The organism is Synechococcus sp. PROS-9-1 (assembly GCF_014279775.1).
Classification (GTDB): domain Bacteria; phylum Cyanobacteriota; class Cyanobacteriia; order PCC-6307; family Cyanobiaceae; genus Synechococcus_C.
On sequence record NZ_CP047961.1, the window covers coordinates 468,130 to 481,490 of the forward strand.

The 13,361-nt window shown below is 47.4% G+C and carries 16 protein-coding genes; 6 read left to right on the forward strand and 10 right to left on the reverse strand.

The window, feature by feature from the left end; all coding sequences use genetic code 11:
* Positions 1–296: 296 nt before the first annotated feature.
* On the forward strand, positions 297–806 hold the full coding sequence (locus SynPROS91_RS02350) for a septal ring lytic transglycosylase RlpA family protein (RefSeq protein ID WP_186518109.1): 510 nt from the start codon (positions 297–299) through the stop codon (positions 804–806).
* A gap of 62 nt (positions 807–868) precedes the next feature.
* Entirely contained in the window at positions 869–2,353 is a 1,485-nt protein-coding gene (locus SynPROS91_RS02355) for a bifunctional pantoate--beta-alanine ligase/(d)CMP kinase (protein WP_370586779.1), read from the forward strand.
* A gap of 4 nt (positions 2,354–2,357) precedes the next feature.
* Here SynPROS91_RS02355 and SynPROS91_RS02360 read toward each other — a convergent pair whose 3' ends face one another.
* From SynPROS91_RS02360 to SynPROS91_RS02400, 9 genes are all read right to left on the reverse strand, one after another.
* Positions 2,358–2,840 carry a low molecular weight protein-tyrosine-phosphatase gene (locus SynPROS91_RS02360; RefSeq protein ID WP_186518111.1) on the reverse strand — a complete coding sequence of 161 codons (483 nt, stop codon included), beginning with the start codon at positions 2,838–2,840 and terminating at the stop codon, positions 2,358–2,360.
* Positions 2,841–2,884: 44 nt separating this feature from the next.
* Positions 2,885–4,255: a HEAT repeat domain-containing protein gene (locus SynPROS91_RS02365; protein ID WP_186518113.1), complete on the reverse strand. Its 1,371-nt coding sequence runs from the start codon at positions 4,253–4,255 to the stop codon at positions 2,885–2,887.
* A gap of 116 nt (positions 4,256–4,371) precedes the next feature.
* On the reverse strand, positions 4,372–4,950 hold the full coding sequence (locus tag SynPROS91_RS02370) for a chromophore lyase CpcT/CpeT (protein WP_186518115.1): 579 nt from the start codon (positions 4,948–4,950) through the stop codon (positions 4,372–4,374).
* Between the two features lie 65 nt (positions 4,951–5,015).
* Positions 5,016–5,504 carry a phycocyanin subunit alpha gene (gene cpcA / locus SynPROS91_RS02375; RefSeq protein ID WP_186518117.1) on the reverse strand — a complete coding sequence of 163 codons (489 nt, stop codon included), beginning with the start codon at positions 5,502–5,504 and terminating at the stop codon, positions 5,016–5,018.
* A 41-nt stretch (positions 5,505–5,545) separates the two neighbouring features.
* Entirely contained in the window at positions 5,546–6,064 is a 519-nt protein-coding gene (locus SynPROS91_RS02380) for a phycocyanin subunit beta (RefSeq protein ID WP_186518118.1), read from the reverse strand.
* Between the two features lie 189 nt (positions 6,065–6,253).
* On the reverse strand, positions 6,254–7,027 hold the full coding sequence (locus tag SynPROS91_RS02385; RefSeq protein ID WP_186518121.1) for a phycoerythrobilin:ferredoxin oxidoreductase: 774 nt from the start codon (positions 7,025–7,027) through the stop codon (positions 6,254–6,256).
* Positions 7,027–7,734, reverse strand: a complete 708-nt coding sequence (locus SynPROS91_RS02390; RefSeq protein WP_186518123.1) for a 15,16-dihydrobiliverdin:ferredoxin oxidoreductase — start codon at positions 7,732–7,734, stop codon at positions 7,027–7,029. Before SynPROS91_RS02390 ends, SynPROS91_RS02385 begins: the two co-directional genes overlap by 1 nt.
* 13 nt (positions 7,735–7,747) lie before the next feature.
* Positions 7,748–8,350 carry a phycobiliprotein lyase gene (locus tag SynPROS91_RS02395; RefSeq protein WP_186518125.1) on the reverse strand — a complete coding sequence of 201 codons (603 nt, stop codon included), beginning with the start codon at positions 8,348–8,350 and terminating at the stop codon, positions 7,748–7,750.
* Complete coding sequence (locus SynPROS91_RS02400; RefSeq protein ID WP_041426326.1) at positions 8,347–8,580, reverse strand: hypothetical protein; 234 nt, start codon at positions 8,578–8,580, stop codon at positions 8,347–8,349. Before SynPROS91_RS02400 ends, SynPROS91_RS02395 begins: the two co-directional genes overlap by 4 nt.
* 365 nt (positions 8,581–8,945) lie before the next feature.
* Here SynPROS91_RS02400 and cpeB point away from each other — a divergent pair, with 365 nt between their 5' ends.
* Complete coding sequence (cpeB, locus tag SynPROS91_RS02405; RefSeq protein ID WP_186518127.1) at positions 8,946–9,500, forward strand: class 1 C-phycoerythrin subunit beta; 555 nt, start codon at positions 8,946–8,948, stop codon at positions 9,498–9,500.
* Between the two features lie 59 nt (positions 9,501–9,559).
* Positions 9,560–10,054: a class 1 C-phycoerythrin subunit alpha gene (cpeA, locus tag SynPROS91_RS02410; RefSeq protein ID WP_186518129.1), complete on the forward strand. Its 495-nt coding sequence runs from the start codon at positions 9,560–9,562 to the stop codon at positions 10,052–10,054.
* 54 nt (positions 10,055–10,108) lie between these two features.
* Here the strand turns inward: cpeA and SynPROS91_RS02415 are convergent, their stop codons facing one another.
* Complete coding sequence (locus tag SynPROS91_RS02415; protein WP_255439874.1) at positions 10,109–11,092, reverse strand: HEAT repeat domain-containing protein; 984 nt, start codon at positions 11,090–11,092, stop codon at positions 10,109–10,111.
* On the opposite strand from SynPROS91_RS02415, the gene SynPROS91_RS02420 reads away from it, so the two are divergent.
* Together SynPROS91_RS02420 and SynPROS91_RS02430 are read left to right on the forward strand one after the other, a co-directional pair.
* On the forward strand, positions 11,091–11,519 hold the full coding sequence (locus tag SynPROS91_RS02420) for a DUF2656 family protein (protein ID WP_186518130.1): 429 nt from the start codon (positions 11,091–11,093) through the stop codon (positions 11,517–11,519). The genes SynPROS91_RS02415 and SynPROS91_RS02420 overlap by 2 nt on opposite strands.
* 486 nt (positions 11,520–12,005) lie before the next feature.
* A complete protein-coding gene (locus SynPROS91_RS02430; RefSeq protein WP_186518139.1) occupies positions 12,006–13,334 on the forward strand; it encodes a HEAT repeat domain-containing protein in 1,329 nt (442 codons plus the stop codon).
* Positions 13,335–13,361 lie beyond the last annotated feature (27 nt).

Consider the following 13,361-nt stretch of genomic DNA (forward strand, 5'->3'; position numbering starts at 1 on the left):
GCTCGCGATGTGACTGATATGGGATCGTCCGATGACTTGATGAGTTCAGCTTGTTGCTGAGATCAGGTTTCCTAATGGGTTGTTGATTGAGTTGTGTTGCTTAGCCCTGTGCGGATGTGAGATCTCAGGGGTGCGTCAGGGATCTCGCTCCACAGGGTTGTTCAAAAGTGCCTGCAAAGGATTGAAAAGGTTTTTAGCTTGCTGAAAATTTGAAATGAGAGATCGTTCGTACGAGCTAAATCATTCCGTTTTATACGGACATCGGTTGCTCTCTCAAGGCTGAATGATCGAGTTACATGTCCCGAACTTTCCCCTTCGCCACTCTTGCCACCGGGCTTTTTACTACGGGCTTTGCACTGCTTCCAGTGGTCGCGCGTGATGTTGCCACCACTGAGCTCTACAACCCTTTCGAGCCCTTAGCTCCTCAAGCCCTCCAGGCTTCTACAACCACAGCTCCGGCTGTTGTTCCTCCTCCTGTGGTGGCCGCTCCAAAACCTCCCAAAAGGTTGGTCGTTTCCACCTCAACGGGAGAAGCAAGCTGGTACGGACCTGGTTTCTTTGGCAATCGCACGGCCAACGGAGAGGTGTTTAAGCCCGGAACCATGACGGCAGCACATCGAACCTTGCCCTTCGGAACCCAAGTGAAGGTTACGAATCTCAGAAACGGCAGAGAAACGATTGTTCGTATTAATGACAGGGGCCCATTCATCGGCCAACGCGTGATCGACATTGCTCACGGTGCAGCGCATCACCTTGGTTTGGTATCAAGTGGAATTGCGCAAGTCCGTCTTGAGGTGCTGCGCTGAGCATTCAGGTCCTTCGGTCGCTGCACGATCTTCAAGATTGGCGCCACTCCTCTGAAGCCTTCGTGCATTTTGTGCCAACGATGGGGGGGCTTCATCAAGGGCACGCAAATTTGATTTCAGCGGCCTCGCGCCACAAGGCTGATGAGGCAAAGACCTTGGTCAGCGTGTTCGTAAATCCCTTGCAGTTTGGTCCAGATGAGGATTTCGCTCGCTATCCACGCACCTTTGAAGACGACTGCGAACTAGCAGAGCAGTGTGGTGCTTCAGCAATCTGGTGCCCTGATGAGGAGCAGATATATCCCGGTGGCATGGCTGAATCCTGGCGGGTTCAAGCACCGAAATCGTTGCAATCAGGATTGTGCGGGTCCACAAGGCCTGGTCACTTCGATGGTGTGGTCACGGTGGTCTGCCGTCTTTTGGCATTAGCCAAGCCACATCAGTTGTTTCTGGGTGAAAAGGATTGGCAGCAACTCACCATCCTTCGCCGAATGGTCTTGGATCTTGGCTTGGCCGTACGGGTGCGCAGTGTGCCCACCGTGCGGGATGGTGATGGTCTGGCCAGCAGTTCACGTAACCGCTACCTCAATGCTCAGCAGCGGCAGCAAGGGGTGCTGTTTGCCCAGGTTTTACGTGATGCGAGCTCTGCTTTCTTGCATCGCGCTACGCCGTTGGACCTTGGGCAGCTTCGTTTCCGTCTTGAAGAGGGTGGCCTCAGTTTGGAGTACGTCGAGGTTGTTGATCCCTGGTTGCTGCAGCCTTCCAAGCCCAATGAGGCATCACTTACTTTGCTTGCAGCTGCCGTTCGATGCGGCAGCACCCGCCTGATCGATCATGCTTTTTTAATGACGCGTTCTCCCCTCGTTGCGATTGACGGTCCTGCTGGTGCTGGCAAAAGCACGGTGACCAGAGCCTTTGCTAAGCGCCTCGGGCTTGTGTACCTCGATACGGGAGCGATGTATCGGGCCGTGACTTGGTTGGTGCTGGAACAGGGGGTTGATCCTGCTGATTCTGCTGCTGTGGAAGTGGTGTTGAACGATCTCGAGGTGGAGCTTGAGCCTTTGCAGCAAGGGGTGCAGGCCGTGCGGGTGAATGGCCACGAGGTCACCGACGCGATTCGCGATCCGCGGGTGACGGCATCCGTATCAGCGGTCGCAGCCCATGCCTGTGTCCGTGCTGCAATGACCGCCCAGCAGCAGCGCATGGGCGAGGCGGGTGGTCTTGTTGCTGAAGGTCGTGACATTGGCACTGCTGTGTTCCCGCATGCAGAGCTCAAGGTGTTTCTTACTGCCACTCCTAAAGAGCGAGCCCGACGCCGTGCCCTCGATTTGGCAGCGAGAGGACATGAGGTGCCAGCTCTACCCGAGCTGGAAGCACAGATTGTGGAACGCGATCGTCTTGACAGCACCCGTGAGGTGGCGCCCCTGCTTCAGGCGGACGATGCCATCGAGCTGATCAGCGATGGGATGAGCATCGAGCAGGTGATTAATGCGCTGGAAGATCTGTTCCGTCGTCGGGTGGCCGAAGAGGTTTGGCCCACTCCTGTTTAACGGTTTAGCCCTGAGGGGGTGAAGCCAAAAGGTCGTCAAGAAGTCCTTCACAGGCATCCTCGAGCAGATCGAGCACATGCTCGAACCCCTGCTCACCTCCGTAATAGGGATCTGGAACCTCAAGAGTGTCTGCCTGACGCGCATGGCTGAGCATCAGGCGAATGTTGGCGGTGCTTCGGGGGCCGAATTCTTTGGCCATGCTGCTCACGTTGCGCAGGTTGTCCTGATCCATGGTGAGGATGTGATCAAAAGTCTCTAAATCGCTGAGTTCGAGTTGGCGGGCACGACTGGGTAGATGAATTCCGCGTCGCATGGCGGCTGCTTGCATGCGTCGATCGGCTGGATTCCCCACATGCCAGCCCCCTGTACCTGCGGAATCAACAAGGAACTGGTCGGTGAGCTGTCGCTGCTCGATGAGGTGAAGAAACACGCCTTCAGCGGCGGGTGAACGGCAAATATTGCCGAGACAGACGAATAAAACTTTCAAAGTTCAATACGGTTGGAATGAATGTTTGGGGCATTTATTAGCTGTTATAAGTTGACTGTCTTGTGTTTCGCTAAATTGATGCGCATCAAAACAACAGCGTCTGACTCTAAACGACTAGCCATGGTTAATAATTCCGTTGATTGATTGGTGCTGATTTCTTCTAACGCTAGAGATGCGCTATAGCGCAATCCCCAATCGTCGGGCTTGGTGATTGCCCAGGCTAATTTTTCTATGATGCTTTGAGCCGCCTCTTTGTTGATGTGATTTTGGGATATCATTCTTCCAAGTGCACAGGTCGCAATACGCCGTATATTGCCTTGACAATGATTGCCAATTTCGACGCCAACTGCGTCTAGTAATGCCGTAAAAAATCGAGGATTCTCTGTTGATGCCATTGCTTTAATGAGTCCAACTTTGATGTCTTGATCTGATTCTGAAAAGTAAAGGTTTGAAAGGTCTGAGTGAATGAATTGGTTGTTGTTGGTTAAAAGATGTATTCCTAGTTCTCGATCTTCCAAGGAAGGGCTTTTTAGAAGATTTAGGGTGTCGGAAAGGCAAATATTTCCATTTTTGGCTTGATTCTTGTCACTTGTCCTTCCCGGCAGGATTGCTTTGTCAACAACAATGTTGCCCGCAAAGTTTTCACGTATTAGGTTGTCCAGGTCCTCTATGATCCTTTGCTGATTTGTGTTGAGGTTGCCATAGGGCGCATGCATGCATTCTTTTTGCTGAAGTATTGACCCCTCAAGTATTGACTTGAGGGCGTGCATTTTTATATTGTTGGGTATCCTTGCTTTAAGTATTGATTCTGTACTTTTGATTGAGGCAATCCTGGCGAGATCGAATGCTGCGGACTGCCTTATAAAGCGATTGCTATGTCTTAAATATGAGTGGACTTTGCTTAAGTAAGTGACTTCACCTGTGCAAGCATAGAAGTATGATGCTGCTGCGCTGGCGATGCGTTCCGAGCCAGAATGTAGATAAGGCTCTACCTTCTCTTTGGCATTCCACATTTTGTAAGTGGCTAGGGTTTCGATTAAAGCCTCTATAGGCTTGTCTTCAATGTTTTTCTCAACGTATTTGTTTAGTTCGTCTTTGCAGTCAGCGGTCTTGAGTTCGATTAGCGCTCTTAATGTTGCCTCATGGAGATGGATGTCTTTGGTGTGTAATGTTTCCAATAAATATGGGGTGCAGCTTGTATCTTTAATTAGTCCTAGCGAGCGTGCCGCTTGCCGTCTCAAGGGATATCCACCCGTTGATGTTTGATCGCCTTCGTCGTGAAGGCATTCAATCAAATGTCGTACGGCAGATCCGGCTCTATTTTTACCAAGCCACCATACGGCGTGGTACCTCACTCCGGGATCATCGTTTTTCAGTGCCTTGATGGCGGTTTCGACAGAGTTGATAGTGGTCAAGTCCTAGGTTGCCTTATTTGGTAATTATTGATTGAAAATTGCAGAACAGCTCGTCTACATATTGAGGGTTGATAGGAATGGATTAATTGATTCTACTCTCTAAGGCTAGTTTTGTTTTAGCTCCACTTAGCTTCCCAGGAATTTGTACGTATAAACTGAAACTTACCTGCAATTGATCCCCATAGCCGTTCATGTGTTTTAGGGTCATATCCCCTATCCAATGTACTCAATTTATCTCCTTGTAGATGGAAAGAGCTGACCAGATATGTGTTTTTCCCATCACGCCGAACCATGCAGCAACTGCCTGGTTCAATATCTCCATAATAGCCATCGATTCTTTCCACCAGCTGGTAGTGGCAATTTTCTAAAGAGATGAGATCACTATCAGTGATTTTTTGCCTTTGTGAGAGATCAGTTGCTGCTGAAGCAAACCGCTCTGGGTGTTTGAATTTGTGGTTCCAGAGCTTGATTACACCTTCGGAGGTCTCTTCTGCTCTAATCATGCGTAAGCGGTAGGGATTTGTGGGATTCACGGCATAACTCTGTTCGAGAAGGATTGAACCTGGCTGCAGATGTTCAATTGGCTTGTATCGCAAAAAGATATGAGCAAAGAAAGGTGGGTTGTCTATTGCCTGTTGTTGATTACTGTACTCACCACAAAGAAGATTGAGAAATTGTTGAGTAGAATATTTCATTCAAATAAAGTGTTGAATAAAAAAGCCCCCTATTTGGGGGCTTGATTATATTAAAAGGTTTTAACTCAGATGAGTGCGTTTATGGCGTAATCAATGTAACTGTTGGCTTCGGTAGCGGCATCTCCACTGAGCCCATGGTTACTTTTGATATTCCTCAGAGCTTCAACGTACCAAGTAGGTGAAAGCTCGAATGTGCGATTGATTTCAGCTAAGCCCGCAATCAGGTAATCGTCCATGGGGCCGGTGCCACCTGCGACAAGACAGTAAGTGATCATTCGCAAGTAGTAACCAATATCGCGTGAACACTTTGCTTTGCCTTCAGATGTTGAAGCGTAGTTAGTGCCTTCCATCTGTGTAGTGAAAGGAAACTTTGTGTATACAGCTTGAGCTGCGCTATTAACAAGGGTTTCGGCTTTGCTAGTCAAGCCTTTTGCAGCTTCAAGACTAGCTTTGGCGCGATTGAAACGTCCAGAAGCTGCTTGAACTTCCGTGTTGCTAAGGAAACGACCTTGTGAGTCGGCGGCTGCAACCGCTTCGGTGAGAGGAGTTTTCATTGGGAGAGGGAGAATTTAGTGAAATTGATTGATCAGAATGATCAGGCAACGGATGCAGCAGCACGATCAAAATAAGTTCCGAGCTCACTACTCAGCGAAGCGCAATCTCCATTGGTAATCCCAGCACTGTCATTAACGATAGAAAGTGCGGCGTCCTTCATCAGACTCACGCCTGTTGCTACGGATGCTCCGGGGGTGCCTAGCGCAAGGTAAGTCTCACGAAGACCATTCAGGCAACGATCTTCAAGGACAGATGCGTCACCGGTGAATGCTGAGTATGTGATGTAACGCAGGATGATCTCCATATCACGCAGGCAAGCGGCCATGCGGCGGGAGGTGTATGCGTTTCCTCCGGGAGAGATCAGAGCCGGTTGTTGTGCGAAAAGTTCGCGTGCAGCATTGGCAACGATTGTGGAGGCATTGCTGGAAATGCGGTTCACAGCGTCCAGGCGCTTGTTGCTGCCGGAAACCATGGCTGCCAGAGCATCAATCTCGCTGGCACTGATGAACTGTCCCCTGGCGTCAGCCTGGGCGACAACCTTGGTGAAGGCGTCGAACATTTTTTACTCCTGCGTGCAATGTCTGGTGAGGTGTCTATGCACCTGAGAGAACATCCTAAGGAAGTCCTTTCGGGTTCCTCTCAATTCTCTCTAAAGGCCAAGGGCTCCCCTGGAAGCGGTTCATAATGTGTAACCCCATAGCGGTTTTGGGCGATTGTTCTGGCTGACAATCGCCCAAAAAAGGTTGCCTTATAGATCAAAAAGCACAGTGTGGATATAGGCCTCAGTCCATTCGCTGCCATGAAAGCGAGTCAGCATTCCGCGCGCAGGGTCTTTTTCCGCTCGATAGTCGGTGTATTTTCTTTGTCCTTGCAGCAGAACATCGCTGCGTTCAGTCGCAACGCGCTCGGCTGAAGCCGCTAGTTCGAGGTAAAGGTCTAAATATTCATTGAAAGCAGGTCGCACGATGGATTGAATCAAATCGTCGCCTTCCTCTCCTAGGGGCAGTCGAGTCCAAAGGAATCCAGGGGAGAAGAAGGGCTGCGCTTCTTCTGGAATGGGCCCTCCATAAGGAAGTTGATCTCGCCAACGCTCAAAAATTGGAATGAGTCGATTCCAGACATGAGCGGTATGGACGTCGTCGGTTTTGATGGCGGGTTGAAGGTCAAGAGCAAGTAGATGCCCTGAAGGGAGCGTTACCAAATCACCCCCAAAAAAAGGTAGGTCGTAGCTGGAATTTGGATTGATTACAAAATTCAAAACAGACGCTGCTGATCCAGCACTCACGCAGGCAGCTCTGACTTGCCTGAATTTCTCTGTTTTACAAGCCCAGGTTGCTGTCGTGACAGAAATTGGTTTTGATTTTGATCCAGTTTGATCTTCGCGTTGCAAAAACCGATCTGCGACTGGGTAAGGCTCAATATTTAATCCTTCTAGGCGCTTTACGGCATCTTCAAGAAAGGGTTGCCATGACCATCCTTCGATGTTCACAGGATCTGTGCTTTTTAACCTTTGAATCATCATTAGTGAGGAGAGGAGGCGGGGAATAGGAATTCGTGTAGGAACCGATTTGACCAGTCTTTCCCAAAATGGCTGGTAAAGAGTCCGTGAGCCGGATCCCTTTCAGCGCTGTAGATGTCGTATTTCTCTTGCAGGCCTTTAACATCTTCTGGAGGAATAGTTGAGGCAATATTTTTGGCATTATCATGTAACTCCCAGTATGCTTTTAAGAATGCACTAAAAGCGCTTGGAAGCGATAACTCTGCTTGTTCTGCACCACCACGACAGAAAAGTAGCCATGAAGAAAAATACTGATTTGGATCGAATGAACGCATGGTTTCTTCACTGTTTAGATCAGGGAAGCGTTGGTTCAGGTCCTTGAGACCAGAAAAATAGCGATCCAGATAATCTTTATCTTGGACCAATGGCTGGAAATCCAGTACGGCAACAAGCTTCTGACGGGCTCCGAACCAAAGGAGATCCACCCCCATTAGGGGGTGGTCATAGTTGTAATCAGGATATGCAACCGAATTGAAGACCTGGAGGCTATCGCCTGCATCAAGTCGCGTTACCCTCCAACGCCGAAATCCAGGAACATCCCAAAGCCAGCTCTGAATAACACTTGATGATTTTGAAGATCTACATTCTTCTAGACCTTCCGGAAGAGGAAGAGGAGATCCACCTCTTTTGGTGATATCTGAATGAAGCTCATTGAGAAATGAATCAAACATTGTCTAAATGTCCTTACAAAGGATTGGTCTGAGCGAACGTTTTGGCTTGGCTCGCGATCTCCTCAATATCGGCTTTGCTTGGGCATCGAAATTCCGTGCAGTAAGTGGTCATTGCAGCACCATTAAGAAATTGTACTGAACTAACCCGCATTCTGATTTGATCGTTGACAAACCAGCAGCGTTCAATTCCAAAATTAGTGTCATACCTGGTCTTGATTGTGAGGACTCCTTCAGGAGTGAATTCGTAAGTGCTAAGAACTGGCTTTTTTTCAACATAACCAACATCTCTTAAAAGATACCCTTGGTCAGAATGTTCCGGCTTTGGTACATCAATGACAATGGCCGCGTAGTCGTCATTGCGTTTTTCGGCCAGAAGGTTGCTTTCCCACCAAAATCTTGCTCCACCATTAGCTTCTCTTGCTTCTATCCCAAAGACTTTGCAAACTTTTTCTACTGCGTCGTCAGATGCATTAAAGGGTTCAATCACTAAATTAGAGTCAGCGGCTTCATCGTCTTGGCTATCAAGATGATGAACAACTCGTCTGTTAAGCCATAGCCCGCGGCTGGCTTCGAAAAAGTCCTCCATTGTCACGGGAGGGTTGTCCATCAAAGTCATGTTTGACTCTCTTGCGTATCTCGTTGAACTTTTAGTTGGGTGAGAATTGCATCAATCCGAGTGAGTTCAGGGTGCTCTTTGATGGTTGCATCAATTTTCTTTTGGGATAAGCGAAGCTTTTTGCCAAGGCCCACAACATCATCGTAAAGTCGTTCTCTATAAGCAGTCAATTCTGTAATTGTTTCGATTAGCTCTTCAAGTGAAGGTGCCTGACTTGTTTGTTCTGTCATGTCGACCTGTGATTTGCAGCAAACACGTCTCGTAACCATACCTCCTGGAATCAATCGGCAATTGTCGTATCCAGCGTTTGTTGATAACCCCTGGAGTCGGAGGAAGTGCCTCTAAACAGATGGTCAAGATCGGCGCCAAAGGGCTTTGGGTACTCCTCTCTCATCTGCCACCAGCCATCAAGGTGACGAACTCTTGCGTGATCAGCCGATACTTGGTCACTCCTAGGGAATTTAGGCTTAGGTTTGACGAGTGCTTCACCTGAAAAGGCTAGTTCTGACAACGGATTCCTCTCTAGAGTGGAGTCTTCAGTCTTAGCCTTCGCGGGATTCGAGAAGCCTCTTCCCTCCCAATTTGTCTGGCCCACATGCTCGACGCATTCTCACGTTCGGTCGTCAGTGCCGACGCTAAAACAGCTCCCGTTGGTGGTAGTGACCTCGCAGGTCTCCGCTCCTACGTTCGTGACGGCAATAAGCGTCTCGATGCCGTCAACGCCATCACCTCAAACGCCTCCTGCATCGTTTCTGATGCTGTTACTGGCATGATTTGTGAAAACACAGGTCTGATCCAGGCAGGTGGCAATTGCTACCCCAACCGTCGTATGGCAGCTTGCCTGCGCGACGGAGAGATCGTTCTCCGCTACATCAGCTATGCCCTTTTGGCAGGCGATGCATCCGTTCTTGATGATCGTTGCCTGAATGGCCTGAAGGAAACCTACATTGCTCTAGGCGTTCCTACCCAGTCTGCAGGTCGTGCCGTGGCCATCATGAAGGCGTCTGCGACTGCTCTCATCGGCGAAACGAACTCTCCTGCTTCAGGCGGAAAGCGCTTCCGTAAAATGGAAACCACACAGGGTGACTGTGCCGCTTTGGTCGCAGAAGCAGGTGCTTATTTCGATCGCGTCGTTGGCGCTATTTCCTGATCTGGATTAAAGGCCTACTTTCTCCGTTCTCAGACACTATTCATCTTTAGGAATCCCCAATGAAGTCCGTCGTGACAACCGTCGTGACTGCTGCTGATGCAGCCGGTCGCTTCCCTTCTCAAAACGATCTTGAAGCCGTCCAGGGCAACATTCAGCGAGCTGCCGCTCGCCTTGAAGCTGCTGAAAAGTTGGCTGCTGGCCTTGACGCTGTGACGCGTGAAGCCGGTGATGCTTGCTTCAACAAGTACTCCTACTTGAAGCAGCCCGGTGAAGCTGGCGACAGCCAAGTGAAGGTTGATAAGTGCTACCGAGATCTCGGTCACTATCTCCGCCTGATCAACTATTGCTTGGTTGTTGGTGGCACTGGTCCTTTGGACGAGTGGGGTATTGCTGGTGCTCGCGAGGTTTATCGCAGTCTGAGCCTTCCCACCGGTCCTTATGTCGAAGCTCTGACCTACACCCGTGATCGTGCTTGTGCTCCTCGTGATATGAGCCCCCAGGCTCTTAATGAGTTCAAGAGCTATTTGGACTACCTCATCAACGCTCTCTCCTGAGAAGCATTGTTATCGATCCAAGGAGAGCAATTGCTCTCCTTTTTTTTGCCAAATTTAATTGTTAGTCGTTTTATTTATTTGATTAACAGCTAGCTCTAAAACATTCAAAACAACCTTATCGTCCTCTTTGTGAATCCTGTCCTGAAGAGCCTTAATTGACTGGGTTGCGCGAAGCTTCATCAATGACAGTGCACTATTCTTTCTTACCCAGGCATCAGGATCGGAAAGCAGAGGTATCAGAAGTGGTGAATCTAGTTTTGTATCACCAATTTGACCTAAGAAGGTTGCTGCTTCTGCACGAATCTCAGCACAAGAGTCAGATAAAGCATTGATCAATATTGTCCTATCTTCTTCAATTTCCAGTGTTTGGATTTGGCTACTTAAGGCAAATATTGATGCTTTACGCACATTCAAATTTTCTGAATTAGCAGCCTTTCGTAATTCTGTTGGCGCTCGATCTCCGATTAAAGTGAGTGCCCAATTTGCGAGGCCAATCTGCATTTCCGTGCTGTCTGGATTCTCAACAATGCTCAAAATTATTGCGATTGCTTTCTCACCCATCGCAGCCATGGCACCCATGGTTGAACCTTGAACAACTGAGTCATCGTCAGCAAGAAAAGCTGATAGTAAGTCAGGCAGACTGGCAGGATCTGCAATCAGAATCAGAGTTTTGGCCGCTGCCCTTCTTACTGTGACTTGACTGCTATGTTTCATTGCCTGACATAAGGCCGGTACAGCAGCTTTACCAACTGATCCAAGGCTTTCAGAGAAACTACGACGTAACAACCCTCGAGGGTCACCGAGTCCAGCTATCATTGTGTTAATTGATTCAGGATCAGAATCAATCGGCAATCCTGCCGTTAGTTTCTCTTTGAGATGCGTGGCTAGATCAAGAGCTTCCTGATCGCTCAGCTGTATTTCAGCAGAACCACTTTCTTCGTGGTTGTCTGGTTGATTCAACTGCCGAGAAGGGCCATCTGTCTCCATAATTCCCAGCTTTAACTCTGTCCAACCTCCCCTGACCATAGTCGAAACCATGACCACTTTCGTTTTATCGCATAATCTACAAATTAATTCTGAATCTACACCGCCTTTCTCTGGGGAAGTTTTGGCTACTGGCTTAGTCAGTAGCTCATCAGTCCTTAAATCTGCGGTAGCTTTGAATCATTCGCATTGGCTAGTAAGGATTGAATCTGAGCTGTCTCCAGAAGATATGGCAAGTGAACTCGTTAAAGCTTGGAAGATTTTTAGACTTGATCAAGGGCATTCAGTTGATCATTCATGGATTGCTCTAGGAGGACGAAAAGATTCTGCAGCAATGACAAGTTCTGCACCCTTGCAAGAAGGCTATTGGGGGGTTGATGTCGTGGAATGTACGAACCCAGATGCGTTCCTTGAGAGTATCAATTGGGATGCTCTCAAGTCAGGTCGCCCAGGGGATGCTGTCTTTGAATATAGAGATTAGTTTTCGATATTATTCCTTAGCTCTTTTTTCGGGCTCTGCGAGTTGGTGCTTTTCGCTCTCTTCTAGATTCTGATTTCAACTCAGTTTCTTTGGTACTGACGCTCTTCAATTCACGCTTTGGTTGTTTTGACTCTGATGAAGCAGAATTTTTAGCGTTAGATTGATTGCTCTCGTCTCCCCCATAGGCATTGGTAACTGCAGTAACAGTAATTCCAGACTGACGCATTGCTTGAATACTTTGACTCAGCAAGTTAAAAGGAATTTGTATGCTTGTTGATGTTGTTGGCCTTGATCGTCCATAGGTAATTGTTTTAACCAGAAAAGAGTTGCTTGAAAAGGGTCCCATCGATTCAATCTTGACTTGCCTAAGATTATGGCTTAACCATCATTTCTGCAAGGTTTTTGAATATACCTTTTTGAGGACAGAGGATTGGTAAAAGTTTTATGAAGAAGTGCTAGTATCATTTCATTGTCTATGTTCTTGTTTTGCATACGTCCGCAAGATTTGACAACATCCATCCAGGTCTGACCTGTGAGCATGCACGTCAATTGCTGATGAAGTCTATAAGTGAACAAGAATCGGAAAGTGATTTTTATACAGCAGCAGCACACTTAATCAATTGCCCTTGTGTAGAAACTGAAAAAGCATTAATTGGATTTTTGCAATATCGATTATCTTCGTGCCAATCAGTCAAAATCACTAAACGCAAGATCGTTGAAGTGCTGGCGCGGCTGGGATGTGTTGATGCAATTCCTGCGATCGGAAATTGCTTATGGTCCGATGATGTCTATTTAGTAGAAAATACTGTTTGGTCATTGCAAATGTTGAAATGTCATGATCATGCATTTATTGAGAAAATGATCGACATCCTACAAGCTGATGTGGCTAATCAGCGTATTATCATTCAGTGCTTGGCTTCCTTGGATATTTCAAGCAGTATTGATATTATTCGTCCTTTTCAGTTTAATCCTACTCCTGGAATTAAAGGTGCAGCAATTTCTGCTATTGCAAAGCTTGCGCATGATTACGAAAAAGTTCCTCAAATTTCTCTAAATTTATTATTACCTAATCAAATGGATAGGCATTGTGCTATACAGGATTTAATAGATGCTAATGTAATTGATCAGAGCGCTGAAATCTTTGCTGCTCCTGTTTCACCTGTTTTTAAGCTGCGGGCTATTCGAAAGCTATATAGCAACAACTTAGTTGATAGTGTTGAAACTTGTTTGCTTTCCTCTCTAGATTCCCTCCTCTCCTGTGACTTGTCTTCGATTAATTGTGTCCATCGGTATGATCAGCCCCCCTCTTGTGAATCTCTGATCAGAGACCTTTATAACACTGACTTTAGTCGATGTTATTTAGCTCTCAATCATCTCTCTTCTTGCTCTGCTTCTGAGATTTTTCTGCTGTTGAAGAATTCATGGATTGATGAAGCCCATAATGATTATGGTGCACATTATTGCTTTATTTGTCTGTTTGGCTCTATCTCTGATTGGCCTCGGGAGTCTATGCCTTGGATTATTGAAGTTCTTGTTTCATCGGTTTTTAATGTTAGGCCACAATTCCAGAAGAGTAGGTCTGCGTCTGTATTGTCACTTGCCAAGCTGAATCCTGGGATGCTTTGTGAGTTGATGGAAGAGATTTTGTCTGCTCGTGATTCATTGCCTTGGGATATGCGCTATTCATTGATTCAAGCTATAGACAATTATTCAGAACTAGACACGGCATATAAAAGCAAGATGATTTTAGAAATTTCTGATGATGATAAAGATCTCTTTGTTCAGGCCAGAGCACGCATGGCACTGGCGTTGTAGGTCATTGTCATTGAGCTTTGTCAATGA

Excerpts from the sequence above, each read along its gene's own strand:
- SynPROS91_RS02350 (WP_186518109.1), top strand. The coding sequence starts at position 297 with ATGTCCCGAACTTTCCCCTTCGCCACTCTTGCCACCGGGCTTTTTACT.
- SynPROS91_RS02370 (WP_186518115.1), bottom strand. The coding sequence starts at position 4,950 with ATGAAATATTCTACTCAACAATTTCTCAATCTTCTTTGTGGTGAGTAC.
- cpcA (WP_186518117.1), bottom strand. The coding sequence starts at position 5,504 with ATGAAAACTCCTCTCACCGAAGCGGTTGCAGCCGCCGACTCACAAGGT.
- SynPROS91_RS02380 (WP_186518118.1), bottom strand. The coding sequence starts at position 6,064 with ATGTTCGACGCCTTCACCAAGGTTGTCGCCCAGGCTGACGCCAGGGGA.
- SynPROS91_RS02385 (WP_186518121.1), bottom strand. The coding sequence starts at position 7,027 with ATGATGATTCAAAGGTTAAAAAGCACAGATCCTGTGAACATCGAAGGA.
- SynPROS91_RS02390 (WP_186518123.1), bottom strand. The coding sequence starts at position 7,734 with ATGTTTGATTCATTTCTCAATGAGCTTCATTCAGATATCACCAAAAGA.
- SynPROS91_RS02395 (WP_186518125.1), bottom strand. The coding sequence starts at position 8,350 with ATGACTTTGATGGACAACCCTCCCGTGACAATGGAGGACTTTTTCGAA.
- SynPROS91_RS02400 (WP_041426326.1), bottom strand. The coding sequence starts at position 8,580 with ATGACAGAACAAACAAGTCAGGCACCTTCACTTGAAGAGCTAATCGAA.
- cpeB (WP_186518127.1), top strand. The coding sequence starts at position 8,946 with ATGCTCGACGCATTCTCACGTTCGGTCGTCAGTGCCGACGCTAAAACA.
- cpeA (WP_186518129.1), top strand. The coding sequence starts at position 9,560 with ATGAAGTCCGTCGTGACAACCGTCGTGACTGCTGCTGATGCAGCCGGT.
- SynPROS91_RS02420 (WP_186518130.1), top strand. The coding sequence starts at position 11,091 with ATGACCACTTTCGTTTTATCGCATAATCTACAAATTAATTCTGAATCT.
- SynPROS91_RS02415 (WP_255439874.1), bottom strand. The coding sequence starts at position 11,092 with ATGGTTTCGACTATGGTCAGGGGAGGTTGGACAGAGTTAAAGCTGGGA.